Annotated in this window: 20 protein-coding genes and 2 pseudogenes; 11 read left to right on the top strand and 11 right to left on the bottom strand. The window is 47.9% G+C overall.

The window, feature by feature from the left end; genetic code table 11:
• The first annotated feature begins 140 nt into the window (after nucleotides 1–140).
• The 3 genes from SOHN41_RS04740 to SOHN41_RS04730 all read left to right on the top strand — a co-directional run bounded on the left by SOHN41_RS04740 (nucleotide 141) and on the right by SOHN41_RS04730 (nucleotide 4,077).
• Entirely contained in the window at nucleotides 141–1,103 is a 963-nt protein-coding gene (locus SOHN41_RS04740) for an AEC family transporter (protein WP_007646176.1), read from the top strand.
• Nucleotides 1,104–1,231: 128 nt separating this feature from the next.
• Nucleotides 1,232–2,893: a DNA repair protein RecN gene (recN, locus tag SOHN41_RS04735; protein WP_007646174.1), complete on the top strand. Its 1,662-nt coding sequence runs from the start codon at nucleotides 1,232–1,234 to the stop codon at nucleotides 2,891–2,893.
• 305 nt (nucleotides 2,894–3,198) lie between these two features.
• Nucleotides 3,199–4,077, top strand: coding sequence for a universal stress protein (locus tag SOHN41_RS04730; RefSeq protein ID WP_007646170.1), 879 nt, complete (start codon nucleotides 3,199–3,201; stop codon nucleotides 4,075–4,077).
• A gap of 101 nt (nucleotides 4,078–4,178) precedes the next feature.
• Here SOHN41_RS04730 and SOHN41_RS04725 read toward each other — a convergent pair whose 3' ends face one another.
• The 9 genes and pseudogenes from SOHN41_RS04725 to glyA form a co-directional block, all read right to left on the bottom strand.
• Nucleotides 4,179–4,673, bottom strand: a complete 495-nt coding sequence (locus tag SOHN41_RS04725) for a phosphatidylglycerophosphatase A (RefSeq protein ID WP_037458067.1) — start codon at nucleotides 4,671–4,673, stop codon at nucleotides 4,179–4,181.
• Complete coding sequence (thiL, locus tag SOHN41_RS04720) at nucleotides 4,673–5,629, bottom strand: thiamine-phosphate kinase (RefSeq protein WP_037458065.1); 957 nt, start codon at nucleotides 5,627–5,629, stop codon at nucleotides 4,673–4,675. Before thiL ends, SOHN41_RS04725 begins: the two co-directional genes overlap by 1 nt.
• Nucleotides 5,630–5,707: 78 nt before the next feature.
• Nucleotides 5,708–6,112, bottom strand: coding sequence for a transcription antitermination factor NusB (gene nusB / locus SOHN41_RS04715; protein WP_007646165.1), 405 nt, complete (start codon nucleotides 6,110–6,112; stop codon nucleotides 5,708–5,710).
• Between the two features lie 14 nt (nucleotides 6,113–6,126).
• The gene (gene ribE / locus SOHN41_RS04710) at nucleotides 6,127–6,603 is read right to left on the bottom strand and encodes a 6,7-dimethyl-8-ribityllumazine synthase (protein ID WP_007646164.1); all 477 of its coding nucleotides are present in this window, start codon (nucleotides 6,601–6,603) and stop codon (nucleotides 6,127–6,129) included.
• Between the two features lie 146 nt (nucleotides 6,604–6,749).
• Complete coding sequence (gene ribBA, locus SOHN41_RS04705; protein ID WP_007646159.1) at nucleotides 6,750–7,850, bottom strand: bifunctional 3,4-dihydroxy-2-butanone-4-phosphate synthase/GTP cyclohydrolase II; 1,101 nt, start codon at nucleotides 7,848–7,850, stop codon at nucleotides 6,750–6,752.
• A gap of 67 nt (nucleotides 7,851–7,917) precedes the next feature.
• Nucleotides 7,918–8,574, bottom strand: coding sequence for a riboflavin synthase (locus SOHN41_RS04700; protein ID WP_007646153.1), 657 nt, complete (start codon nucleotides 8,572–8,574; stop codon nucleotides 7,918–7,920).
• Nucleotides 8,575–8,581: 7 nt separating this feature from the next.
• Nucleotides 8,582–9,728, bottom strand: a pseudogene (ribD, locus tag SOHN41_RS04695) (bifunctional diaminohydroxyphosphoribosylaminopyrimidine deaminase/5-amino-6-(5-phosphoribosylamino)uracil reductase RibD).
• Between the two features lie 77 nt (nucleotides 9,729–9,805).
• Nucleotides 9,806–10,255 carry a transcriptional regulator NrdR gene (gene nrdR, locus SOHN41_RS04690; protein WP_007646151.1) on the bottom strand — a complete coding sequence of 150 codons (450 nt, stop codon included), beginning with the start codon at nucleotides 10,253–10,255 and terminating at the stop codon, nucleotides 9,806–9,808.
• Between the two features lie 197 nt (nucleotides 10,256–10,452).
• A complete protein-coding gene (glyA, locus tag SOHN41_RS04685) occupies nucleotides 10,453–11,706 on the bottom strand; it encodes a serine hydroxymethyltransferase (RefSeq protein WP_007646150.1) in 1,254 nt (417 codons plus the stop codon).
• 189 nt (nucleotides 11,707–11,895) lie between these two features.
• On the opposite strand from glyA, the gene ettA reads away from it, so the two are divergent.
• A complete protein-coding gene (gene ettA, locus SOHN41_RS04680; RefSeq protein ID WP_007646148.1) occupies nucleotides 11,896–13,563 on the top strand; it encodes an energy-dependent translational throttle protein EttA in 1,668 nt (555 codons plus the stop codon).
• A gap of 104 nt (nucleotides 13,564–13,667) precedes the next feature.
• Here ettA and SOHN41_RS04675 read toward each other — a convergent pair whose 3' ends face one another.
• Nucleotides 13,668–14,591, bottom strand: coding sequence for a LysR family transcriptional regulator (locus tag SOHN41_RS04675; RefSeq protein WP_007646145.1), 924 nt, complete (start codon nucleotides 14,589–14,591; stop codon nucleotides 13,668–13,670).
• Nucleotides 14,592–14,783: 192 nt separating this feature from the next.
• On the opposite strand from SOHN41_RS04675, the gene SOHN41_RS04670 reads away from it, so the two are divergent.
• From SOHN41_RS04670 to SOHN41_RS04645, 7 genes and pseudogenes are all read left to right on the top strand, one after another.
• A complete protein-coding gene (locus SOHN41_RS04670; protein ID WP_007646144.1) occupies nucleotides 14,784–15,683 on the top strand; it encodes an MBL fold metallo-hydrolase in 900 nt (299 codons plus the stop codon).
• 188 nt (nucleotides 15,684–15,871) lie between these two features.
• Nucleotides 15,872–16,570 (top strand): DsbA family protein, encoded by a 699-nt coding sequence (locus SOHN41_RS04665; RefSeq protein ID WP_007646142.1) that lies wholly within the window; start codon nucleotides 15,872–15,874, stop codon nucleotides 16,568–16,570.
• A gap of 312 nt (nucleotides 16,571–16,882) precedes the next feature.
• The gene (locus tag SOHN41_RS04660; RefSeq protein WP_007646139.1) at nucleotides 16,883–17,677 is read left to right on the top strand and encodes a substrate-binding periplasmic protein; all 795 of its coding nucleotides are present in this window, start codon (nucleotides 16,883–16,885) and stop codon (nucleotides 17,675–17,677) included.
• A gap of 198 nt (nucleotides 17,678–17,875) precedes the next feature.
• Nucleotides 17,876–18,988 (top strand): efflux RND transporter periplasmic adaptor subunit, encoded by a 1,113-nt coding sequence (locus SOHN41_RS04655; RefSeq protein WP_007646137.1) that lies wholly within the window; start codon nucleotides 17,876–17,878, stop codon nucleotides 18,986–18,988.
• Nucleotides 18,988–22,128, top strand: a complete 3,141-nt coding sequence (locus SOHN41_RS04650; protein ID WP_007646135.1) for a multidrug efflux RND transporter permease subunit — start codon at nucleotides 18,988–18,990, stop codon at nucleotides 22,126–22,128. Before SOHN41_RS04655 ends, SOHN41_RS04650 begins: the two co-directional genes overlap by 1 nt.
• 143 nt (nucleotides 22,129–22,271) lie before the next feature.
• Nucleotides 22,272–22,355 (top strand): annotated as a pseudogene (locus tag SOHN41_RS20285) (AraC family transcriptional regulator); the annotation flags it as partial.
• 140 nt (nucleotides 22,356–22,495) lie between these two features.
• Nucleotides 22,496–22,969: an NYN domain-containing protein gene (locus SOHN41_RS04645; protein ID WP_007646133.1), complete on the top strand. Its 474-nt coding sequence runs from the start codon at nucleotides 22,496–22,498 to the stop codon at nucleotides 22,967–22,969.
• 24 nt (nucleotides 22,970–22,993) lie between these two features.
• On the opposite strand, the gene SOHN41_RS04640 is transcribed toward SOHN41_RS04645, so the two are convergent.
• The gene (locus SOHN41_RS04640) at nucleotides 22,994–24,262 is read right to left on the bottom strand and encodes an HD-GYP domain-containing protein (RefSeq protein ID WP_007646131.1); all 1,269 of its coding nucleotides are present in this window, start codon (nucleotides 24,260–24,262) and stop codon (nucleotides 22,994–22,996) included.
• Nucleotides 24,263–24,352: the final 90 nt, after the last annotated feature.

Here is a 24,352-nt window from a genome sequence, read left to right as displayed (position 1 = left end):
AGTAACTGTGTTTTAAACATTGAATTATTCATTTATACGACCATAGCGCAATAGCCTTACTGGTAAATGGTATGCTAATTTGCGGACAGTTTTACTGCGCTAGTTCGAATAATACTAAATCAAAAGGATGAGTGAGGGACATGACTATCTTAACCCCTCTGTTTGCCGTCTTCGGGATCATGTTACTGGGTACAGTAGTACAGAAACTGCGACTTCTTCCCGTGGAAACGGACCAAGTGCTGAATCAATATGTGTACTATATTGCCTTCCCTGCGATCTTACTGATTGCCCTCGCACAGCAACCGATTGGCGAGATTTTGCAATGGGGATTCATTGCGGGCTACAGTGCAGCCATGGTTATTATTTATCTGATCTGCCTAGGCATTTCCCTTATCGCTCAACCCAAAAAACATGCAATAGCCGCGATTCGAGCCCTCAATGCAACCTTTGGCAATACCGCATTTATTGGGATCCCACTATTGATCATTCTCTTTCCGCAGCAACAAAGTGCCTTAGTTGCCGCGGCGATTGCGAGCCTATTATCCGTGTTGATGTTTGCCGTAGCCTTGGTCTCATTGGAGCTGGCCACCAATACGCAGCGGCAACAGCATGCCATCATCATCATGCTTATGGCCGTAGGCAAAAATCCCATCGTAATAGGCTGTTTGATTGGCGTTGGTATCTCAGCATCCGGCATTAAGCTGCCTTCTGGGCTGGCAATGATGATCCAACAAATAGGCAATACCTCTAGTCCCTGTGCACTCTTTGCCGTGGGGATGGTATTGGCAAAAGCGATGCGCTATCAAAAGGACAGTTCCCTTTTTAGGGTTGCAAATTTTGTCGAACTGAGCTTAATAAATCTTTTCAAACTGGCTCTACAACCCGCAGTAGCCTTTGTAATGTTGAAATGCTTTGGTGTCAGCGGCGACTATCTGGTGATGGGAGTTATTCTCAGTGCATTACCGACGGCAGCGAGTGTGTATTTACTCGCACAGCGTTACAACACCCAAGCGTCCACCAGTGCCCAAGGGATATTGTTTGGCACTCTGGTGACCTTTTTCAGCCTTCCAATATTAGAGGACCTGGTAAAAACATATTCTTAATCAATATATTAATATACAGCATCAGAAAAACGTCGAATATTTACCCAAGCCCACTTTACTGTATATAAAATCAGTATATACTGTTTATCAATACAGTGTTTTGATCGGTCTTTCGACAGGAATTCATTATGCTTTGCCAACTCAGCATCAACAATTTCGCTATCGTACGTTTTCTTGAGCTGGACTTTCGTCCTGGCATGACCAGCATTACCGGTGAAACGGGTGCAGGTAAATCGATTGCCATCGATGCCCTTGGGCTCTGTCTTGGCAATCGTGCCGATGCCAGCAGTGTCCGACCAGGAGCAAGCAAGACAGAGGTCAGCGCCCGCTTCTCCTTGGAAGATATTCCCCTAGCACAACGCTGGTTAGAAGATAATGACCTCGATCTCGACGATGAATGTATCCTACGCCGCACTATTAGTAGCGATGGCCGTTCGCGGGCCTATATCAATGGCAACCCTGTTCCATTAGTTCAGCTTAAGTTGTTAGGACAGCTGTTAGTCGGTATCCACGGACAACACGCCCACCACGCCATGTTAAAGAGCGAGCATCAGCTGACTCTGCTCGATAGCTATGCTAATCACAGACTCCTGATTAATACGGTCGCCACCAGCTATCAAAGTTGTAAACAAATTGAAGCCGAACTGAACCAATTAGAGGCCTCCCAACAGGAGCGTATTGCCCGTAAACAATTAGTCCAGTATCAAGTCGAAGAACTCGATGAATTTGACCTTAAAGTCGATGAATTTGAAGAAATTGAACAGGAACATAAACGCCTCGCAAACGGCACAGAACTCGTCGATACCTGCCAAGCAAGCCTTTGTTTACTCACCGATGGTGAAGAGAGCAACATTAGCTCTCTGCTAAATAAAGTCGTTTCCCTTGCGGAAAATCTACAAAACTTTGACCCAGCGCTAAACAACGTCAGCACTATGCTAAATGACGCCCTGATCCAAGTTCAGGAAAGTAGCAGTGAGTTGCAGCATTACCTAAGCAAGTTAGAGCTAGATCCAGCACATTTCGCCTACCTAGAAGAACGGCTGTCTAAATCTATGCAGCTGGCGCGTAAACACCACGTCAGCCCAAACAAACTGGCAGAGCATCATCGCGCTTTAAAAGCGGAACTTGCCACCTTAGATGAAGATGAAACTAAGCTTGAAGGCATCCAACAACAGGTCGAAGCCAGCAAAGCGGCCTACCTTACCTGCGCACAAAAACTCAGCCAAAGCCGTGCCCGCTATGCTAAAGAGCTAGATAAACTCGTGACTCAGTCGATCCACGAACTCAATATGCCTAAGGGGAAATTCACTATTGATGTCAGTTTTAACCCAGAGTTAATGTCTCCCAACGGCAGTGATCATATCGAATTTATGGTCACAACTAACCCTGGGCAACCCTTGCAACCTATTTCTAAGGTGGCTTCGGGGGGAGAGTTGTCGCGCATAGGCCTTGGTATACAAGTGATTACTGCTAAAAAGGTGGCAACACCCACACTGATTTTCGATGAGGTCGATGTAGGTATTTCGGGACCGACTGCCGCGGTCGTTGGTCGAATGCTGCGCAGCTTAGGCGAGTCTACCCAAGTGCTGTGTGTAACCCACTTGCCACAAGTCGCTGGTAATGGCCATCAGCATATGTTTGTCAACAAGCATAATAAAGCGGGAAGTACAGAGACCACAATGACTGCACTAGATAAAGAGCAGCGTATTCAAGAGCTTGCTCGATTACTGGGTGGTGATATTATCACGACTAATACGTTGGCGAATGCGCGAGAGTTATTACAAGCATAGTAGTTACCTATATAAGCGTTTGAGCGACAAAAATCCATTTGATACTCAGCAGCTTATTGTCCATCAAAGCTTTAATAAAGAGCAGATTAACATTATTGAATACGAATAAATTCGTATATTAAACAGCTTTTTAGGCATAAAGGATAAATAACGAATTTTCACTACTAAGTAATGATATGAATTTAAAAGCGTTAATTTACATAGATTATTATTACCTAAATTGCAAATTTGATAGCGATATTTAATATTACTCTATTATTGGGCTTCTCCTAGACTTAATAACCCAAAGGAAATAGGAGAAGAACATGTCCTTTCAGCATATTCTCGCCGCGATTGATGATGTAGTCTCACCCGCGGCCGTGCTTAAAAAAGCCGTTATCTTAGCCCAAAAAAGTCATGCATCCTTAACCATCCTAAAAGTTAAACGAACCCATCACTTCAACTTAAGCTTGTTTTTTCACCACGATAACCATGTTGAAAATAAAGAGAAAAAACGAAAGCCCATACTAGCATATCCAGATAAAGAGCATTCTATTGTCATAAAAGAATGTCAGTCTCATTCTATCCACAACGCCATCGTCAACGAATGTAAACAACTGCCCTATGATCTTATTGTGGTGAGTCACAAATTCTATCCACCCTTTTTCAGTGAATTTTTAATTGCAGATGAATGGTTATTACTGCGTATGCCAGATATTCCAGTGATGTTTGTCAACCTTGATGACTGGCATGAAAATGGACATATTTTAACGGCGCTCGAACTAGACAATGAACACTTTTCACATACGATGTTTAATGAAACCCTGATAGAAGAAAGCAAACGTGTTGCGAATATTCTCTCTAATGATCTCCATTTAATTAACAGCTACTTACCCGATCCATTCTATATGAGCTTTAATGTACCAAACACCACACTACTGATATCTGAGCGAGATAAATACAAAGAAAAGCTAACAAATGTCGCCCGATATTATAATCTCGATACCGATAATCTTCATGTGGTCGAGGGATTACCTGAGGATACCATTTCCATGGAAGCTCAAAAGCTTAATGTGAATATGCTTATCATGGGGAGCGCGGAACACAAAGGATTGTTGAGTCTATTGAAAGGCAATGCTTCTCGAAATATTATCAATCAGCTAAAAACCGATCTCTATATCGTAAAACCGAAACTACAGCATTGAGTAAGACAAAAACTAAGCGAAACAATATAAAATGCCTTTATCAACAGTATGTTATAAAGGCATTTTGAGAGTGAACATGGATATGCGGCGTACTGTATCCGTTATAAGAGGAGCATGGCTAGCAGTTGTAGACCGATAAAAGCAAAAACGCCCGCTAGCACATCATCGATCATAATCCCAAAACCACCTTCGACTTTGGCATCGAGCCAGCGGATTGGCCAAGGTTTGATAATATCGAAAAAGCGAAATAAACCAAATCCAACCAGTAGCCAACCCCAGCCCGCTGGCGCCGCTATCATAGTGATCAATAACCCAACCACTTCATCCCAAACAATAGCACCATGGTCATGTACGCCCATATCCTTAGCGGCTTTATCACAAATATAAACACCCGCCAACACGCTAAGAAGGGTTAACCCCAAATACCAAACCAAGGGCAACGGTGACATCAGCAAATATAAAGGAATGGCCGCGAGAGTGCCGAAGGTGCCGGGCGCTTTAGCGGCCAGCCCGCTACCAAAACCGAGCGCTAAAAAGTGGACAGGATTTTTTAATGACAGGCGAGCCAACGCCTGATCCTTTGAAAACCAATTCATTAGAAGTGCTCAAAACCGTGGTAAGGCGGTGTAAAGGGTGCGCCATTGAGTTGCAGCTTAAGCTTAGTGCCTGCGCTGATTTGTCCAACTCGCACAAATTTAGTCCCCGCATGGCTTAAAGCTGTTTCTAAAGCGCCTTTTTGCGCCTCAGGGACAGTAAACAGCAGTTCGTAATCTTCGCCCCCAGTCAGTGCATACCCTAAGGCGTGCTCTTCACTCACTGTATCTTTCATCGCACGGGACAAGGGAATATTCGCCACATCGACAATGGCCCCAACCTGTGACGCCTTAAGGATATGACCAATATCTGAGATAAAACCATCGGAAAGGTCGATAGCACTCGATGCCAGTGAACGCAGAGATTGTCCAGCTAAGACCCTAGGTGTAGGACGATAATGGCGGTTGATCAGAAACTCTTTATGCTCTGCTCGCGCGTGTTGAGCGCCTCGAATGATATCCAAACCTAAGGCAGAATCTCCAAGCGTACCAGTGACATAGATCCAATCGCCAGCCTTAGCACCGTGGCGGGTCAACGCTTTCCCCTGCGGAACTTGACCGTGTACAGTGATATTAATGGCCCGTGGACCACGGGTCGTATCGCCACCAATTAAAGCGACACCATAATATTCAGCCGCTTCAAATAAACCTTCGCTAAAACCACTGAGCCAAGTTTCATCGACTTCGGGCAGCGTTAAGGCAAGCGTCATCCACGCGGGTTCAGCGCCCATGGCAGCCAGATCAGATAAATTTACCGCTAAGGCTTTGTAACCTAAAGCAACGGGAGACATATCGGGGAAGAAGTGGACATTTTCGACTAAAGTGTCACAGGAGATAGCGATCGATTTATTTTCTGCGGGTTGCACTAGGGCACAATCGTCGCCGATGCCAAGCTTCACATCACGGCGAGTGGGGCCGCGGTTATTAAAATAACATTCAATTAATTGGAATTCTTTCACTGTACAGTTTGGCACGACTTACATCGGCCACCTTTGTTAGCAATGAAAAACGGTATCCTAGGATACCGTTTGTCTTTATTACTTACGTGCAACCAGTTTGTCGAGTAATCCATTAACAAACTTATGACTGTCATCCGCACCGAAAGCTTTAGCCAACTCGATTGCTTCATTAATCGCAACCTTGAAGGGCACATCTTTACGGAAGGTCAGTTCATAGCTCGCTAAGCGAACTATGGCCTTTTCCACTGGCGACACCTCATCAATTGGGCGGTCCAGAAACGGGATAATCAGTTCATCCAGTTGGGCTTTCTTAGTTGCAACGCCTGCAAATAGCTCACGAAAATAAGCTACATCAACACCGTCGAGACTCTGCTCAGTTAAAAACTCATGCTCGACATCGGCAATATTATTCCCGCTTAGTTGCCATGAATAAATGGCTTGAACGGCTAAACGGCGGGCCTTGCGGCGCTCAGAAGGCTTCATTATTTTTCCTACTATTACAACTGTTGTTCAAGTTCTTGCAGAACATTGACCATTTCAAGCAAGCTTAGCGCAGCTTCGCCGCCTTTATTGCCCGCTTTAGTACCAGAACGCTCAATCGCTTGTTCAATGGTATCAGTGGTCAACACACCGAAGGCAACAGGCAGATCAAACTCAAGGGCAACTTGAGCTAGACCTTTGTTACATTCGCCTGCAACAAAATCAAAATGGGGAGTACCACCACGGATCACCGCACCTAAGGCGATAATACCGTCGAACTTACCACTGGCAGCCACACGACGGGCAGCTAGCGGTAACTCAACCGCACCGGGTACACGGACAACAGTGATATTGTCGTCGCTGACTTGGCCAAAACGCTTCAGCGTGTCAAGTGCACCTTCAAGCAGGCTCTCAACTAAAAAGCTGTTGAAACGCGAAATAACAATCGCAACTTTGGCATTTTTCGCTTCGATATTACCTTGAACTATGTTCATTATCTTACCTAAATTTTGCTAAAGCACCCAGCTCGGGGCGAAAAGTGGCGATATGATATCACAGCCATTTGCCCAGAGCCCTATGCAAATTATCAGAAATAGTTAATTTTACCTTACTGCAACTTCGCCCCAGCGTAGCAAGTGACTCAGTCGGCCACATACTCGGTCACTTCGAGGCCAAAGCCAGAAAGTGAATGATAGCGCTTAGGAGAACTGAGCAGGCGCATTTTAGTCACCCCTAGACTGGCGAGGATTTGTGACCCCACACCAACGCGGCGTGAAGTTCCCTGCCATTTGGCGCAGGCAGGTCGCCCTTGATCTTCCGCCTCAAAGGCTTTGACCTTAGCGAGGATCTCATTAGGATGTTCTTGATTACCGAGTAACACTAACACACCACCTTCTGCGGCAATGCGCTCCATTGCTTTTTCCAGCGGCCAGCTGCGCTGTTGATCGCGTTCAGAATGAAGTAAATCATTAAACGTATTTTGCAGATGCACGCGCACTAAACAATCGGGCTTTACCTCGCCTTTCACTAAGGCAAAATGCAGTTGATTGTCGATTGTGTCTCTAAAGGTGACCATATCGAACTGGCCGAAACGGGTCGGTAGTTTGCATTTAGCTTCACGCACCACTGTGGTTTCTTTGGTGTTGCGATATTCGATTAATGCCGCAATAGTGCCAATTTTAACGCCATGTAATTCGGAGAAAATCTCTAAATCTGGACGGCGTGCCATAGTGCCGTCTTCATTAAGGATCTCAACAATCACGCCCGATGGTTCGAGTCCAGCAAGGCGTGCTAAATCGCAGCCCGCTTCAGTGTGGCCAGCGCGGGTTAATACACCGCCGTCCTGCGCCATCAAGGGGAAGATATGTCCAGGCTGCACTAAATCCGATGCTTTAGCATTCTTAGCCACAGCCGCTTTTACCGTCACGGCGCGGTCATGGGCCGAAATCCCCGTCGTCACACCTTCAGCAGCTTCGATAGAAACGGTAAAGTTAGTCGAGAACTGCGCATTGTTATTAGTTACCATCAAGGGCAAATTTAACTGCTGGCAACGGGCTTTGGTCATGGTCTGGCAAATGAGTCCACGGCCATATTTCGCCATAAAGTTGATCGCTTCTGGCGTGACCATTTCGGCCGCCATGATCAAATCACCTTCGTTTTCTCTGTCTTCGTCATCCATCAAAATAACCATCTTACCTTGACGAATATCCTCGATGATCTCTTCTATACTGTGCAGCGCCATTGTAGGACCTTTATGATTTTGCTGTTGTTATGGAATTTTATACCTTAGCAATACGATTGCCAGTGCTCTAACGCACAAAGCCAGCACGGGCTAACATTTCGAGGGTCACGCCCCCGCTTTTGCTGTCTTTGTTATCAAAACTCATCAAGCGTTCTAGATAACGGGCGATTAAATCCACTTCGATATTCACCTTATCGCCCGCTTGCAGGTCGACTAAGGTGGTTTCCCCTGCAGTATGCGGCACTATGGTCAAACGGAATCGACTGCCGTCCACTTCATTAACCGTCAGGCTCACCCCATCAATAGTGATGGACCCTTTGTGGGCAATGTAACGTCCAAGCTCTGCGGGCGCGGCTAACCAAAACTCAATAGCTTGACCACGGGCGTGACGCTGCTCAACCGTTGCTATACCGTCTACATGGCCGCTGACCATATGGCCACCTAAACGTGTGGTTGGAGTAACAGCCTTTTCAAGATTAACCTTAGTGCCCACTTTATAGTTAGCAAAGCCTGTGAGACTGACGGTTTCAGCCGACACATCCGCCACATAGCCATCGGCTAACTGTTGCACCACAGTCAAACACACACCATTGGTGGCGATACTGTCGCCTAAACGCACATCGCTTAAATCCAGTTTGCCACTGGCGACCGTTAAACGAATATCATCGCCCTTGCGTTCAAGCTTACGCAGCGTGCCAACGGCCTCAATAATCCCAGTAAACATGGTTAACTCACTTATTCGATAAAGATGGATTGGACTCGAGCCTCAAGGTGAAACGCATATCCGCGCCCACTTTACGCTCATCGACCAGTTTGAGGGTCGGAATATCGGCCATCATTTGATAATCGGGTAATTCAAGTAGATTACGTCCCTGTGCGCCAAGGACCTTCATCGCTTGATACAGCACTAACTCATCGGCTAATCCGGCGTCGATAAAGGCGCCAGCTAAGGTCGCGCCCGCTTCGATAAGCACCTGATTACAACTTTTGCCTAAATAGCTTAATAGTGCGGGCAGAGAGATTCGACCATCAATCGCCGGTAATTGAAGACAAGTCACATGGACTGGCAACTGCGTGACAAAAGCTTCAGAATAAGGCTCGGTTGAGACTAATAAAATTGGCGATTCAATCGCAAATAATGCCGCCGTAATAGGCATGCGGCAACGACTGTCTAAAATCACCCGCAGCGGTTGTAACATCTGAGACGCACTCAATTGCGAGGTGAGACTGCCAAGCTCTGAGTATCGCACATTGAGCGATGGGTCATCGGCCAGTACGGTTTCAATCCCAGTGACCAGTGCGCAGGCGCGTAAACGTAAGCGCTGCACATCGCGGCGAGCTTCAGGGCCTGTGATCCATTTAGACACCCCGTTTGATAGCGCAGTTTTACCATCGAGACTCGCGGCCAGTTTCACCGTCACCCAAGGCAGAGACGATTCCATGCGCTTCATAAAGCCTAAATTTAAGGCATAGGCTTCGTCGCGGTGCAAGCCAACATCCACTTGAATGCCTGCATCGCGCAGCATTTGAATACCGCGGCCACCGACCTGCGGATTGGGATCTTCCACCGCAACCACGACCCGTTTTTACCCCAATATTGATCAGTGCCAAGGCGCAGGGCGGCGTGCGGCCATAGTGGCTGCAAGGTTCTAAGGTGACATAGGCGGTTGCGCCGCGGGCATGTTCGCCAGCCATGCGCAGCGCATGCACTTCGGCGTGGGGTTCACCCGCTTTCTGATGATAACCCTCACCGACAATCTGATCCGCTTTAACGATAACGCAGCCGACGCTAGGATTGGGCCGAGTGGTATAAAAACCTTTGCGTGCCAATTGGATAGCACGGCTCATCATTTGGTTATCGAGTTCTGACCAATTCATATAAACCCTATGAAATGTTGGGGAATATCACCCTGATGCTCGGCGCTAGACCAAGCTCTAACCTAAGGTAACCAAAATTATTTTTGCAATTTAGCAATCGCTTCACCAAATTCAGACACATCCTCAAAGGCACGGTACACAGAGGCGAAACGAATATAGGCAACTTTATCTAGGTTCATTAACTGTTCCATCATCAAGTTGCCTATCATCTCGGAAGGCACTTCGCGCTCGCCTGTGGCACGCAGAGTTGACTTGATCTTACTGAGCGCCTGTTCAATTTCATCCATAGACACAGGGCGTTTCTCAACGGCACGCAACATACCACCTTGAAGCTTCTCTTCATCGAAGGGTTGCCGGGTGCCATCGCGCTTAATCACCCTAGGCATGACTAACTCGGCGCCTTCGAAGGTGGTAAATCTTTCATGGCATTCGGTGCATTCTCGGCGACGGCGCACTTGATGGCCTTCCGCCACTAATCGGGAATCGATCACTTTAGTATCTGTCGCGCTGCAAAATGGACAATGCATTGAGCCTCCTGCCAGTGAATGGTGTAAAGCCTTGGCTTTACGGTGCAATATTGCTTAAATCGAGCTGATTTAAGTCTAAGATTTTAGCAATAAAAATGGCCGCAAGATGCGGCCATGGGATTTTATCCTATTTATGGGCTGAGGTTAACCACCAAGTCTGGTGCAACGCTTCGCCACTCATCTATATGATGCGGTGATTAACCGTAAACAGGGAAACGTGCACACAGTGCCAATACTTGGCCCTTCACACGCTCAATTACCGCAGGATTGTGGGCATCGTCGAGGATGTCACAGATCCAGCCAGTCAGTTCCTTCGCTTCGGCTTCTTTAAAGCCACGGCGGGTAATTGCTGGCGTACCGATACGCACACCTGAAGTCACAAAGGGTGAACGTGGATCGTTAGGTACTGAGTTTTTGTTGACGGTAATGTTAGCGCTGCCTAAGGCGGCATCGGCTTCTTTACCGGTTAAGTCACGGCCAATCAGGTCGACTAACATTAAGTGGTTGCTGGTTCCGCCAGAGACGATCTTGTAACCACGCTCGAGGAAGACTTCAACCATCGCTTTAGCGTTGTTAACCACTTGCTGTTGATAGACTTTAAATTCTGGCTCTAGGGCTTCTTTGAACGCAACCGCTTTACCCGCGATAACGTGCATCAATGGGCCACCTTGACCGCCTGGGAATACCGCAGAGTTCAGCTTTTTATATAGCTCTTCATCGTCGGCAGCAGACAGGATCACGCCACCGCGAGGACCCGCTAAGGTTTTGTGGGTCGTTGAAGTCACAACGTGGGCGTGTGGTACTGGGTTTGGATAAACACCGGCGGCAATAAGACCGGCAACGTGCGCCATGTCTACAAACAGGTAAGCACCTATTTTGTCAGCAATTTCACGCATTCTTGCCCAGTCAACGATACCTGAATAGGCAGAAAAACCGCCGATCATCATTTTAGGCTTGTGTTCTACGGCCAGACGTTCCATTTCGTCGTAGTCGATTTTGCCAGACTCATCGATACCGTAAGGAATGATATTGTACAGTTTGCCAGAGAAGTTAACGGGTGAACCGTGGGTCAAGTGACCACCGTGGGCTAAGTTCATGCCCAGTACAGTATCGCCAGGATTTAACAATGCCATGTAAACGGCGCTGTTTGCCTGTGAACCTGAATGAGGTTGTACGTTAGCGTAAGTTGCGCCAAACAGTTGTTTAGCACGCTCAATCGCTAAGGTTTCAACTACGTCCACATACTCACAACCACCGTAGTAACGCTTGCCTGGATAGCCTTCGGCGTACTTATTGGTTAATTGTGAACCTTGCGCTTCCATCACGCGTGGACTGGTGTAGTTTTCAGAAGCAATCAGCTCAATATGCTCTTCTTGACGCAGAGTTTCGTTCTGAATTGCGTTGAACAGTTCCGGATCATAATCTGCGATATTCATATCTTTTTTCAGCATTGCTTACTCCAGCTGCCAATTCTTATAGGTAGGGTTGCGCGGTATTCTACTCGGAACGCGGCCACAATCCCAGTATTTGAAACATGAAATTCCTAGTGGTTGTGCTTGAACTTGGCTCATTGCCGAGTTGAGTTCGGCGCGCAATCGAGTAGAATTAGCCGCATCATTAGTCACTTAAGATAGAGAAAAATGGCTCAGTTTGTGTATAGCATGCTGCGGGTGGGCAAGGTTGTTCCGCCTAAGAAGCAGATCCTTAAAGACATTTCTTTAAGCTTTTTCCCCGGCGCCAAAATTGGTGTATTAGGCCTTAACGGTTCAGGTAAATCCACCCTACTGCGCATTATGGCGGGTATCGATACTGAGATTGAAGGCGAAGCTCGCCCAATGCCAGGACTCAAGATTGGTTACCTGCCGCAGGAACCTAAACTCGATCCTAATCAAACCGTGCGTGAAGCGATTGAAGAAGCCGTTTCTGAAGCCAAAAATGCCCTCACTCGCCTCGATGCCGTTTACGCTGCCTACGCCGAGCCGGATGCGGATTTCGACGCCCTTGCCAGGGAGCAAGGTGAACTCGAAGCCATTATCCAAGCCCAAGATGCCCACAATTTAGATCATATCCTTGAGCGCGCTGCCAACGCCCTGCGTCTGCCGGATTGGGATGAAAAAATCGAAGTGCTATCGGGTGGTGAGCGTCGCCGCGTGGCGATTTGTCGCTTGCTGCTTGAAAAGCCAGAAATGCTGTTACTCGACGAGCCCACCAACCACTTGGATGCTGAATCTGTCGCTTGGCTTGAGCACTTCCTGCAGGAATATGCCGGTACTGTAGTGGCAATTACCCACGACCGTTACTTCCTCGACAATGCCGCTGGCTGGATTTTAGAACTCGACCGCGGTGAAGGTATTCCGTGGGAAGGTAACTACTCTTCTTGGCTTGAGCAAAAAGATGCCCGTCTGAAGCAAGAATCTGCCGCCGAAAGCGCCCGCCAAAAGACCATCGCCAAGGAATTGGAATGGGTCCGCCAAGGTGCGAAAGGTCGTCAGTCTAAGGGCAAGGCCCGCATGGCACGCTTTGAAGAACTGAACACTACCGATTACCAAAAACGTAACGAAACCAACGAGCTGTTTATTCCGCCTGGACCACGTTTGGGTGACAAGGTTATCGAAGTCAATAACCTGACCAAATCCTACGGTGACCGAGTCCTTATCGATAACCTGTCGTTCTCGATTCCTAAGGGCGCCATCGTCGGTATTATCGGTGCCAACGGTGCGGGTAAATCGACCCTGTTCCGTATGTTATCCGGCGCAGAAACGCCAGATAGCGGTAGTATCGAACTGGGTGAGACGGTGCAACTGGCATCGGTCGAGCAGTTCCGTGATTCGATGAATGATAAGAACACCATCTGGCAAGAAATCTCCGGTGGCCAAGACATCATGCGCATCAACAACATGGAAATCCCAAGCCGCGCCTATGTGGGCCGCTTTAACTTCCGTGGTGCGGATCAGCAAAAAGTCATCGGTACTCTATCGGGCGGTGAGCGTAACCGAGTGCATTTAGCCAAACTGCTGCAGGCTGGCGGAAACGTACTGCTCCTCGACGAACCAACCAACGACTTAGACGTTGAAACCCTGCGCGCACTGGAGGAAGCGATCCTCGAATTCCCAGGCTGCGCTATGGTGATCTCCCATGACCGTTGGTTCTTAGACCGTATAGCGACCCATATTCTGGACTACCGCGACGAAGGCCAAGTGAACTTCTACGAAGGTAACTACACCGAGTACTCGGCGTGGTTGAAGAACACCTATGGCGCCGATGTGGTTGAGCCACACCGCTTAAAATACAAGCGTATGATTAAGTAGAAGGATCTAGGTTCTACAAGCCTATAAAAAGGAGTTTAGCTCGAACGGGTTAAGCTCCTTTTTTATGGCATCCAGTTACGCTATGAGTACCGCTGACTTTGGCATTATTTCAAGCTAGCAAAGTAGACCACCAGCATATCCATCATCACCCTGAGTGCGGGCTGCATATGTTTGCGGGATTGGTACACCCCATATACTCCCAGAGACTGCGGCTTAAACTCCGTTAGCAAAGGCACTAACTGGCCCGAATCTAAATAGGGTTTCGCCGCCCATAGCGGCTGCATGGCAATCCCCTCACCCGCCAGCGTGGCATTAAGCACCACCATAGAGTCATTGGCACTCAAATTCCCCTTAACGGGAATATTAAGGGCCTGACCCAACTCACTGCCCTGCATTTTGTTCGATGCCGAGCTGACTTGGGTAAAACGCCACATCACATCGCCAAAATAGGAATAGGTTAAGCAGTTATGCTGGGTCAAATCCTCTGGGTGAGTAATGGCTGCGCGGGAGGCGAGATAACTCGGCGCGGCGCACACCACAGACTCGCACTCCCCTAACCGTCTTGCGATAAGATTGGGGTCGAGTTCATTGGTGATGCGGATTGCCAAATCAATCCGCTCGGCGACCAGATCGACAGTTTGGCTACTCACGTGAAAATTCACACTCGCCTGTGGATAATTGGCTAAATATTGTTGTACCACAGGCGCTAAAATCTGATGTGCCATAAATTGTGAGCAGCTAATGCGGAGTAATCCCCGCGGGATTGCCACACTGGCATGACTGACTGCTGGTACTTCATTAGCCAGTTCGAGCAACCTGTGGCAATAATCGAGCACTTGTTCGCCAGCACCGGTCAGGCTCAAACGTCTTGTAGAGCGGTGCAATAAACGGGCGCCCGACCATTCTTCCATCTCGGCCAAATAACGGGTCACCATAGAGCGCGACATATCTAACGCCTCGGCGGCGCCAATCATGCTGCCCCGTTCGACAATAGTCACAAACACCTTTGCCGCTTCGAGTCTATCCATGGTTTATCCACCCTTTGTGTTGATTGCCTTGCACTGAATAATCCGTTTTAAAATCCCAATTCATCCGAATTATGCAACAAATAAGCGCAGTTTTCCGTGTTTATCTAACGTTTTTTGCAACCTAAACTGAGCTCACTTTTGCAGCTGTGCAAATCGACGAATGCCTATTTGAATGAATCAGTGAGTACAGAAATGACACTATCGAATAACCTAAACTTGACCTCCTTTAAACTCCAGTTAGCCGCCGCCATGTTCGTTGCGGCAATGGGCACGGCTCAGGCCGCACCTTTGCAAGTGAGCCATTTTAATCCGGGTGAAAACAGTATCTTTGCCGTGTCATCGAGCTTTATCAGCGGCGAGCACGAGATGATGCTGGTCGATGCACAATTTCAACGTAACGACGCCCAAACCTTAGTGGATACCATTAAAGCTAGCGGTAAAAAGCTCACTTTGGTCTATATCAGCCACAGCGATCCGGATTTTTACTTTGGGCTGGATCTGATTAAGCAAAACTTCCCACAGGTTGAAGTGGTCGCAACCCAAACTACAGTCGATGCGATTAAGGCCTCAATGGCGGGCAAACTTGCCTACTGGGGGCCGATTTTAAAGGACAATGCGCCAAGGGAATTAGTGTTACCTAAGGCCGTTCACCGCAATACTTTTACTATCGACGGTGAGCAAGTGATCATCAAAGGTTTTAATGATAAGCACCCTAAACACACTTTCCTGTGGGTGCCCTCGGCAAACACCATCACAGGTGGTGTAGAAGTCTTTGATCACACCCATGTTTGGATGGCTGACACTCAAACAGCCCCAGAGCGTCAAGAATGGTTAACTCATTTAGATGCGATGGAAAAACTGCAGCCGACCACAGTGATCCCAGGGCATTACTTAGGCGAAGCGCGATTTGATACCCGCGCCATCGGTTTTACCCGTGAATATGTGAAAGCCTTTGAAGTTGCGGCAAAAACATCAAAAAATTCAACCAAACTAATCCAGAAGATGCTGGCGCTATACCCACAAATGCCCGCCGATGCAGGGCTTGAGATCGGCGCCAAAGTTTACATGGGCGAAATGAGCTGGCCTATGTAAGTCCGGCACTTAATATACAGGTGATTAGGTACAAGCATTTAAGTGCAAACAGTTAAAGATGGGCACGTGAGCGACTGCGTGCCATTTTTAGCTAAATAACTGTACCAACTAAACTATTTTAATCAATGATTTCAAAGGGCTTTAAGTAGCGAATTTAGCGACGAACTTAAGCCAAAAGGTTTAACACTATGACTCACCCAACAGTTCATTCAGCAAATTCAGCCAACAGAACACTGGCTGCCAAAGAGCGCACTCTGCATGCCATTATTGACCCTTTATGCGGTTGGTGTTATGCCGCAGCGCCACTGCTCGATGCCGCCGCCAAAGCTGGTTTTACCATTAAGCTCCACGGCGGCGGTATGCTCACGGGCCCGAGACGCAAACAAATCGATGCCAACTGGCGCGACTATGTTATGCCCCACGATCTGCGTATTAGCGAACTAACCGGACAACCCTTTGGGGAAAACTATTTTGATGGTCTGCTGCGCGATACCACAATCGTACTCGACTCGGCGCCTCCTATTAAAGCCATGCTCGCCGTCGAAGCTATGGGTGGCGACAGTTTGGCCTATCTACACTCAGTACAACGCGCCCATTACCGTGATGGTCACTGCGCCAGTGATGAAGGTAATCTCGCAAGGTTAGCCGCTGAACTTGGGCTCGACCCTATAGGCTTTGCGCTGCATTATGCCCAAGGTGAAGACAAGCTATATGAGCATATTGTTGAATCCAGAGCATTACTGAATCTGATAGGCGCTCAAGGTTTTCCTTCGATGGCAATAGAGGCGAATGACGGCAAAATAACCGCCATTAATATCAGCCGCTATTACGGCCAACCCGAGCTGTGGGTAAACGATCTTAGAACGCAATTCACTGAGCCACTCTAGGGTGTACTGAGATTTGATGGTTGCATTTCGTTCACCAAGACAAGCGCACGATCGCGAAACGAGGATAAAAAGCTGCCATTTTACTCAAATGATAAGCAGCTCCTATGACAGAAAATAAGCGCTTGCCAGCCCCTTATTCGGACAGTGTTTGGTTGACGTTTCTGCTGCGTTAGCGTCCGTTTACCTAGCATTACTACGCAGCACGGACTTTGTCTTACATAAAAGCCAGCCAAATCCTGCAAAATTAACCCTGAAACGTCAACACACTCTATACTCAATCCAAATACAACTCACTAAGGTGCTGGAGTGTATATGGAGAAAACGTTACCTCTGATAGCGAGCTTAATGCTACTGCTATCGGGCTATATTCCAGACACTTTTGCGGGCCGTGAACTTCAGTTAGTCGCCACGAATTATCCCCCTTTTTATACCGATGCATTACCCGAGCAAGGTGGGATTGCACAGGTCGTTAAAGAGGCCTTTAAACGTCGAGGCTACCATGCCAGTTTGAGGTTTTATCCCTTCGCCCGAGCAGCCCTGCTAGTCAAAACGGGGCAAGCCGATGGTATTGTAGGACTCTGGTATCGCAAAGAACGTGAACAATGGGCACGCTATTCTGACCCTATTCACCCCATACAGATTGTGTTTTATAAACGTAAAGATAAGCCATTAAGTTTTAACCAACTTTCAGATCTCAAGCCTTACACTATTGGGATCGGTCGAGGCTACGCCAACCCACCCGAAATCTTTGCCGCAGGGCTGACGACTGAAGATGGCAATTCCGATGAAATGAATCTTAAAAAGTTATTTTTAAAACGTATCGATTTAGTATTGATTGGCCATAACCTAGCGGAGTATTTAATCCAGCAGCATCCCGATGAATATACCGATATCTTTGAGCAAGTAGGTCAGCCTATCGCCACTGAGGTATTTCATTTAGGCGTATCCTTAGCAGTAACAGATCACTTAACACTGGTGGATGAATTTAATAAAGGGCTTGAAAATATGAGAAAAGATGGCAGTCTAGCCGCTATTTTAAGCCAATATCCTCAGATCAAATCGGCTTTAGCCCCAATAGAAAAACCACAAACACAAGCATATCCCTAGCCTCAGGAGTAAGCCATTTTACCCTTGGTGAGAGTGTCAAAAAAATGAAAGCGTGCTCTACTTACAAAAAACACAATTTCTTTCACTTTCTAGTAGTTAACTTTACAAACTTTTACCCACTAGCCGCCGGTTATTCACTAGAATAGCGCCTAAAGCGCTATCACCTCTTAACCGTCTTTGTGCGAGATAATCATTACAATGAAAAAAACCATAATAGCCATTGCCTTAATTGCAGCGGTTGCCACCGCTGTGAGTTTTAGTGATGTATTGCAAGCGGCGAAACCCGAAAGTGCCCCCCATTTAATGCGCACAGTTCCCGTGGTCACGGGTGAAGTGGTCGAGCACCCACTAGCACAATCCATTTCATTAATCGGTAAACTCGCCGCCGAGCGTGCCGTAGTGATCGCGCCGCAGGTGACCGGGAAAATTAAACAAATAGCTGTCACTTCTAACCAATCGGTTAAGCAAGGCCAACTGCTTATCGAACTCGATGATATGAAGGCCCAAGCCGCCATAGCCGAAGCCAATGCCTTTTTAAATGATGAAACCCGAAAACTTAGGGAATTTGAAAAACTCATCAGCCGCAACGCCATCACCCAAACCGAGATCGATGCCCAAAAGGCCAGTGTCGATATCGCCAGAGCGCGACTCGCCTCGGCGCAGGCAGACTTACATTACCATTCACTGATCGCCCCCTTTGCCGGAAAAACTGGCCTGATTAATTTCAGTGAAGGCAAAATGGTAAGCATAGGCACTGAGTTGATGACGCTGGATGATTTATCCAGCATGCGACTCGACCTACAAGTGCCGGAACATTTTCTATCACAGCTGAGCATTGGCATGCCCGTCTCGGCCACCAGCCGTGCTTGGCCAGGCGAAACCTTTATTGGCAAAGTGATCGCCATCGATCCCCGCGTGAATGAAGAAACCTTAAACCTGAAGATCCGTGTGCAATTTGAAAACGCAAAAAACCGCTTAAAACCCGGCATGATGATGTCATCCACCATCACCTTCCCGCCGATTTCGGCACCTATTGTGCCAGTACAGGCTTTGGAGTACTCGGGAACCAAACGCTATGTCTATATAGTCGCAGACAATCATATTGCCCACCGCACCGAAGTGATTCTAGGCGCACGCGTTGGCGATCAAGTGCTTATCGAGAGTGGCCTTAAGATTGGCGATAAAGTGGTAGTTCAAGGGCTAGTGAATATGCGCGATGGTTTAAAAATCAATGAAGTCGCCCTCGAAGCAAAGAACACTGGTAATAACCCTACGGTCCAATCAGACGTTAAAGCAACGGAGAGCAAATAATGTGGCTGTCCGATGTTTCAGTTAAGCGCCCCGTCGTCGCTATCGTTTTAAGCCTACTGCTGTGCGTCTTCGGCTTAGTGTCCTTCACTAAGCTCTCGGTGCGGGAAATGCCCGATGTCGAAAGCCCTGTGGTGACCGTCAGTACCAGTTACTCCGGCGCCTCGGCCGCCATCATGGAAAGCCAAATCACTAAGACCCTCGAAGATGAACTGACGGGGATCAGTGGTATCGATGAGATCACTTCCACTACCCGCAATGGCAGCTCACGGATCACGGTTAAATTCCTGCTCGGTTGGAACTTAACCGAAGGGGTGAGTGATGTGCGTGACGCCGTGGCCCGTGCCCAGCGCCGCTTGCCCGAGGATGCCAACGATCCCGTGGTTTCTAAGGACAATGGTTCCGGCGAGCCCTCTGTCTATGTGAATTTAAGCTCGAGTGTGATGGACCGAACCCAACTCACCGATTACGCCCAGCGGGTATTAGAAGACAGATTTAGCCTGATCAGCGGCGTGAGTTCGATTAGCATCTCAGGCGGCCTCTACAAGGTCATGTACGTCAAGCTCAGACCCGAGCAGATGGCGGGACGCAATGTCACAGTCACCGACATTACTAACGCGCTGCGTAAAGAAAACGTCGAAACTCCCGGCGGCCAAGTGCGTAATGACACCACAGTGATGTCGGTAAGGACCAAACGGCTCTACTACACACCTAAGGATTTTGATTACTTAGTGGTACGTACCGCCAGCGATGGCACGCCTATCTATTTAAAAGATGTAGCCGATGTTGCCGTTGGCGCGCAGAACGAAAACTCCACCTTTAAGAGTGATGGTATCGTTAACTTAAGTTTAGGGGTGATCACTCAGTCCGATGCAAACCCTTTAGTGGTAGCACAGGAAGTCCATAAAGAAGTCGATAGAATTCAAGACTTTTTGCCCGAAGGCACGAGTCTCGTGGTCGATTTTGACTCAACAGTGTTTATTGACCGCTCGATTAATGAAGTCTACAACACCCTCTATGTCACCGGTGCCCTTGTGGTATTAGTGCTGTATATCTTTATCGGACAAGTAAGAGCCACGCTTATCCCCGCAGTGACAGTGCCCGTGTCACTGATCTCGGCCTTTATCGCCGCCAATATGTTTGGTTATTCTATTAACCTATTGACTCTCATGGCATTAATCCTAGCGATTGGCCTCGTCGTCGACGATGCCATCGTGGTGGTTGAGAATATTTTCCACCATATTGAGCGCGGTGAAGAGCCGCTGCTTGCCGCTTACAAAGGCACGCGGGAAGTGGGCTTTGCGGTCGTGGCCACTACTGCGGTATTGGTAATGGTGTTTCTACCAATCTCCTTTATGGAGGGCATGGTGGGTTTACTCTTTACCGAGTTCTCGGTGATGCTGGCGGTTTCAGTACTGTTCTCATCTTTAATCGCTTTAACCTTAACCCCAGTGCTTAGCAGTAAGCTCCTGAAAGCCAATGTTAAACCGAACCGTTTCAATCGTTTCGTTGACAGTGGTTTTGCGCGCATGGAAAGGGTTTACCGCGGTGGAGTCACCCATGCCATTCGCTTTAGATTACTGGCGCCACTGGTGATCCTCGCCTGTGTCGGCGGCAGTGTATGGTTGATGCAACAGGTACCATCACAACTAGCGCCGCAGGAAGACCGCGGCGTACTGTTCGCCTTCGTTAAAGGCGCCGAAGGAACCAGTTATAACCGAATGACGGCAAACATGGACATAGTCGAAGACCGACTGATGCCCCTCCTCGGCCAAGGCGTATTGCGGTCCTTCAGCGTGCAAGCTCCGGCGTTTGGTGGCCGCGCGGGCGATCAAACGGGCTTTGTGATCATGCAGCTAGAGGACTGGGAGCGTCGTCATGTGACGGCGCAGCAGGCTCTGGGCATTATCAGCAACGCTTTGAAAGATATTCCCGATGTGATGGTTCGCCCTATGATGCCAGGTTTTAGGGGGCAATCGAGTGAACCCGTACAATTTGTGCTCGGCGGCTCAGATTATGCCGAACTGTTTAAATGGGCACAGGTATTAAAAGAAGAAGCCAACGCCAGCCCTATGATGGAAGGCGCGGATTTAGACTACGCCGAAACCACACCAGAGTTGATTGTTACCGTCGATAAAGAACGTGCGGCGGAGCTTGGGATCAGCGTCGATGAAGTCTCACAAACCTTAGAGGTCATGCTAGGCGGTCGTAAAGAGACCACCTATGTCGACCGAGGCGAAGAATACGATGTGTATCTGCGGGGCGACGAAAATAGCTTTAATAACGTCGGCGATTTGAGTCAGATCTATATGCGCTCGGCCAAGGGCGAGTTAGTCACGCTCGATACAGTAACCCATATCGAAGAAGTGGCCTCGGCGCAAAAACTCAGCCACACCAATAAGCAAAAGTCGATTACCTTAAAGGCCAACATCAGCAAAGGTTACACCTTGGGCGAAGCATTGAAGTTTTTGGATAGCAAGGCCATTGAGCTATTGCCTAAGGATATTTCCATCGGTTATACGGGCGAATCTAAGGACTTTAAAGAAAACCAGAGCAGTATTCTGATTGTGTTCGGTCTCGCACTACTGGTAGCTTATTTAGTATTAGCAGCGCAATTTGAAAGCTTTATCAACCCCTTAGTGGTGATGTTTACCGTGCCTATGGGGGTATTCGGCGGTTTCCTCGGCCTGCTAGTGACCAGTCAAGGCATTAACATCTATAGCCAGATCGGCATGATCATGTTGATTGGTATGGTGACCAAAAATGGTATCTTGATCGTCGAGTTTGCCAACCAACTGCGTGACCGAGGTTTGGCACTGGATAAGGCCATTATCGATGCTTCGACCCGTCGGTTACGTCCGATCTTAATGACGGCCTTCACTACCTTAGTTGGGGCCATTCCACTGATTTTCTCGACGGGCGCGGGCTCAGAGAGCCGTATCGCGGTGGGTACAGTGGTGTTCTTCGGTATGGCCTTCGCGACCTTTGTAACCCTGTTCGTGATCCCGGCGATGTACCGTTTAATCTCGGCCGCCACCCATTCACCGGGTTATGTTGAAGCGAAACTCGAAGCTGCCATTAAAGCTCAAGAATTAGCAGCACAAGAGGCCGCCAAACAACAGGAACAAACGGCCAAAGCCTAATTTATCGCTGTATGTAAAACAGTGTGAATAACGCGTTTGCTTAGATCATAAAAGCCAAGGGAGCCATCCCTTGGCTTTTTCATTTAGGTTTCAGAAGAGTTACCTCTACGTTCTGTCCAACCTACAAGATCTGCACGACGCACAACAGCGACAGCGCCTTTATCAGCTTCTTTAAACAATATACTGGCACCACTCCGGCACAATACTTTAAATCCTCTGGCGTTTAGCGGAAGTTCAAATACCTCTGGTACAACTCAAAGGCGGTAATCCGTTACACCAAGTGTGAATATTCCCCTTTCGCGCCCTTTACCATCTTGCTGTGCTATAGTGCGGGGAGTCTTCCCCCAGATAGCAATATACAAATCCCTTGAAGAAAATCGCCCTCTTTGTCGATGTACAAAATATCTATTACACCTGCCGCGAGGCCTATCAGCGCCAGTTTAATTATCGCAAACTCTGGCAACACTTGAGTGCACAGGGGGAAATTGTCAGTGCTGTGGCTTATGCCATTCATCGCGGAGATGATGGCCAGTTAAAGTTTCAAGATGCCTTAAGGCATATCGGCTTTGAGTTGAAGCTGAAACCCTTTATTCAACGTAGCGACGGCTCAGCCAAGGGAGATTGGGATGTCGGTATCACGATTGATGTTTTAGAAGCTGCCCCCGATGTGGACACTGTGATACTCCTTTCAGGCGATGGGGACTTCTCACTTTTACTTGATAAGATAACGCAAAAATATGGTGTTGAAGCTGAGGTGTATGGCGTGCCATCACTCACTGCAAAATCATTGATTGATGCAGCAACTCAGTTTTATCCCATTGACCAACCCCTACTGCTCTAACCGCCAACCTAACGCTACTGATCGCTAAGATTGAAACTCTTGGGTCGAAAGTCGATAAAAATTATCTATATCAGCCAACAAAACGCTATAAACATAAGCATCTAGCTGCCCTTTGTCGACCATAGGCTGCATAATGTCAAAAATGTCTGATAGCGGTAAAGAACCTCTATATGGACGCTTTTGAGTTAGCGCCTGAAACACATCAACTACAGCCAAAATGCGAGAAGGTAGATCTAGCTGTTCCTGCCGCTTACTAAAGGGATAACCCGAACCATCGAGGCGCTCATGGTGGTTTGAAGCCCACTCACCAATCACCGACTTGGGAAAAAAACTCTTTAAGGTATGGTCGGTATCGACTGTATGGCGCTTAATGATCGAGTATTCTTCCTTGGTTAACTTACCGTCCTTGTGGAGTAGTAAGTCAGGCGTCTTAAGCTTACCCACATCATGCAAAAGCCCTGCGACGAACAGTAACTCGGTATCGGTATCCAATACTCCGCAATCCTTGGCGACAAGCTTTGCCAATAGTGCAACTTTATCCGAATGATGGAAGGTAAAGGGGCTCTTAGCATCGACAATCCGTGCCAGAAATCTGGCTAACTGTTTAACGCCTTCAATACCTAATTCTTTGTCGTACAACTGATTAACTTCAAAATCCAAGGCCATTTGCTCAATATGGACCGAATTCATGTTGTACCAAAAGCCATCTTTGCTGACTAACTGGCACATGGCCAATACCATCTGAGGCTCGAAGAGAACTTCACTGTGTGCCCGCAAATTATCTGCGACTAAGCCTTCATGGAGGGTGATGAGTTCTTCATGGCAACCATGGGTATAGCGCGCCCGTAGAAAGTCGGTGCGATCCGAGAGAAAAATCAATGCGGCAATATCACGGTCAAATTCAGAAATATCGAGGGATTGCAGCTCAAGCCAAGGGGTATGATGATAAAGCACTGTTAAGGCGAAGCGTTCTAATATCGGGCATTTCACTAATGCCTCATAACCGCGGCGACTGTGGGAAGTTGCATCTTCCGGCTGCATTAATTTGAGTAGACGCAAGTGTTCTTCGGAGGAAGAGACGCCGCAATCATGGATAAGCCCCGCAAAATAGGCAAACTGCTTCTTTTCATCGGACCAACCCAGCACATTGGCGCATTCGTAAGCCATGTAAGCCACTCTATGACCGTGGTGTAAATCATCCACACCGACAAAATCCAATACGGTCGCCACGGCCAGCAGCGCATGCCGAACATCAATTTTGACGCGGATTTCTTGGGGCTGAAAAGTACTCATCGAATTTCCCTGATTTAATGCGCTAGCCTAACTATAGTAACTCCCTTAATATTTAGCCGCTAAAGGCGAAAAAAGACCTGCAAATGCAGG

The sequence above is a fragment of the Shewanella sp. HN-41 genome (assembly GCF_000217915.1).
Classification (GTDB): Bacteria; Pseudomonadota; Gammaproteobacteria; order Enterobacterales; family Shewanellaceae; genus Shewanella.
This window is presented reverse-complemented; position numbering and strand designations above follow the sequence as displayed.

What these genes read in the sequence shown, in the direction of transcription:
- SOHN41_RS04740 (WP_007646176.1), top strand. Translation starts at nt 141, where the DNA reads ATGACTATCTTAACCCCTCTGTTTGCCGTCTTCGGGATCATGTTACTG.
- recN (WP_007646174.1), top strand. Translation starts at nt 1,232, where the DNA reads ATGCTTTGCCAACTCAGCATCAACAATTTCGCTATCGTACGTTTTCTT.
- SOHN41_RS04730 (WP_007646170.1), top strand. Translation starts at nt 3,199, where the DNA reads ATGTCCTTTCAGCATATTCTCGCCGCGATTGATGATGTAGTCTCACCC.
- SOHN41_RS04725 (WP_037458067.1), bottom strand. Translation starts at nt 4,673, where the DNA reads ATGAATTGGTTTTCAAAGGATCAGGCGTTGGCTCGCCTGTCATTAAAA.
- nusB (WP_007646165.1), bottom strand. Translation starts at nt 6,112, where the DNA reads ATGAAGCCTTCTGAGCGCCGCAAGGCCCGCCGTTTAGCCGTTCAAGCC.
- ribE (WP_007646164.1), bottom strand. Translation starts at nt 6,603, where the DNA reads ATGAACATAGTTCAAGGTAATATCGAAGCGAAAAATGCCAAAGTTGCG.
- ribBA (WP_007646159.1), bottom strand. Translation starts at nt 7,850, where the DNA reads ATGGCGCTGCACAGTATAGAAGAGATCATCGAGGATATTCGTCAAGGT.
- SOHN41_RS04700 (WP_007646153.1), bottom strand. Translation starts at nt 8,574, where the DNA reads ATGTTTACTGGGATTATTGAGGCCGTTGGCACGCTGCGTAAGCTTGAA.
- nrdR (WP_007646151.1), bottom strand. Translation starts at nt 10,255, where the DNA reads ATGCATTGTCCATTTTGCAGCGCGACAGATACTAAAGTGATCGATTCC.
- glyA (WP_007646150.1), bottom strand. Translation starts at nt 11,706, where the DNA reads ATGCTGAAAAAAGATATGAATATCGCAGATTATGATCCGGAACTGTTC.
- ettA (WP_007646148.1), top strand. Translation starts at nt 11,896, where the DNA reads ATGGCTCAGTTTGTGTATAGCATGCTGCGGGTGGGCAAGGTTGTTCCG.
- SOHN41_RS04675 (WP_007646145.1), bottom strand. Translation starts at nt 14,591, where the DNA reads ATGGATAGACTCGAAGCGGCAAAGGTGTTTGTGACTATTGTCGAACGG.
- SOHN41_RS04670 (WP_007646144.1), top strand. Translation starts at nt 14,784, where the DNA reads ATGACACTATCGAATAACCTAAACTTGACCTCCTTTAAACTCCAGTTA.
- SOHN41_RS04665 (WP_007646142.1), top strand. Translation starts at nt 15,872, where the DNA reads ATGACTCACCCAACAGTTCATTCAGCAAATTCAGCCAACAGAACACTG.
- SOHN41_RS04660 (WP_007646139.1), top strand. Translation starts at nt 16,883, where the DNA reads ATGGAGAAAACGTTACCTCTGATAGCGAGCTTAATGCTACTGCTATCG.
- SOHN41_RS04655 (WP_007646137.1), top strand. Translation starts at nt 17,876, where the DNA reads ATGAAAAAAACCATAATAGCCATTGCCTTAATTGCAGCGGTTGCCACC.
- SOHN41_RS04650 (WP_007646135.1), top strand. Translation starts at nt 18,988, where the DNA reads ATGTGGCTGTCCGATGTTTCAGTTAAGCGCCCCGTCGTCGCTATCGTT.
- SOHN41_RS04640 (WP_007646131.1), bottom strand. Translation starts at nt 24,262, where the DNA reads ATGAGTACTTTTCAGCCCCAAGAAATCCGCGTCAAAATTGATGTTCGG.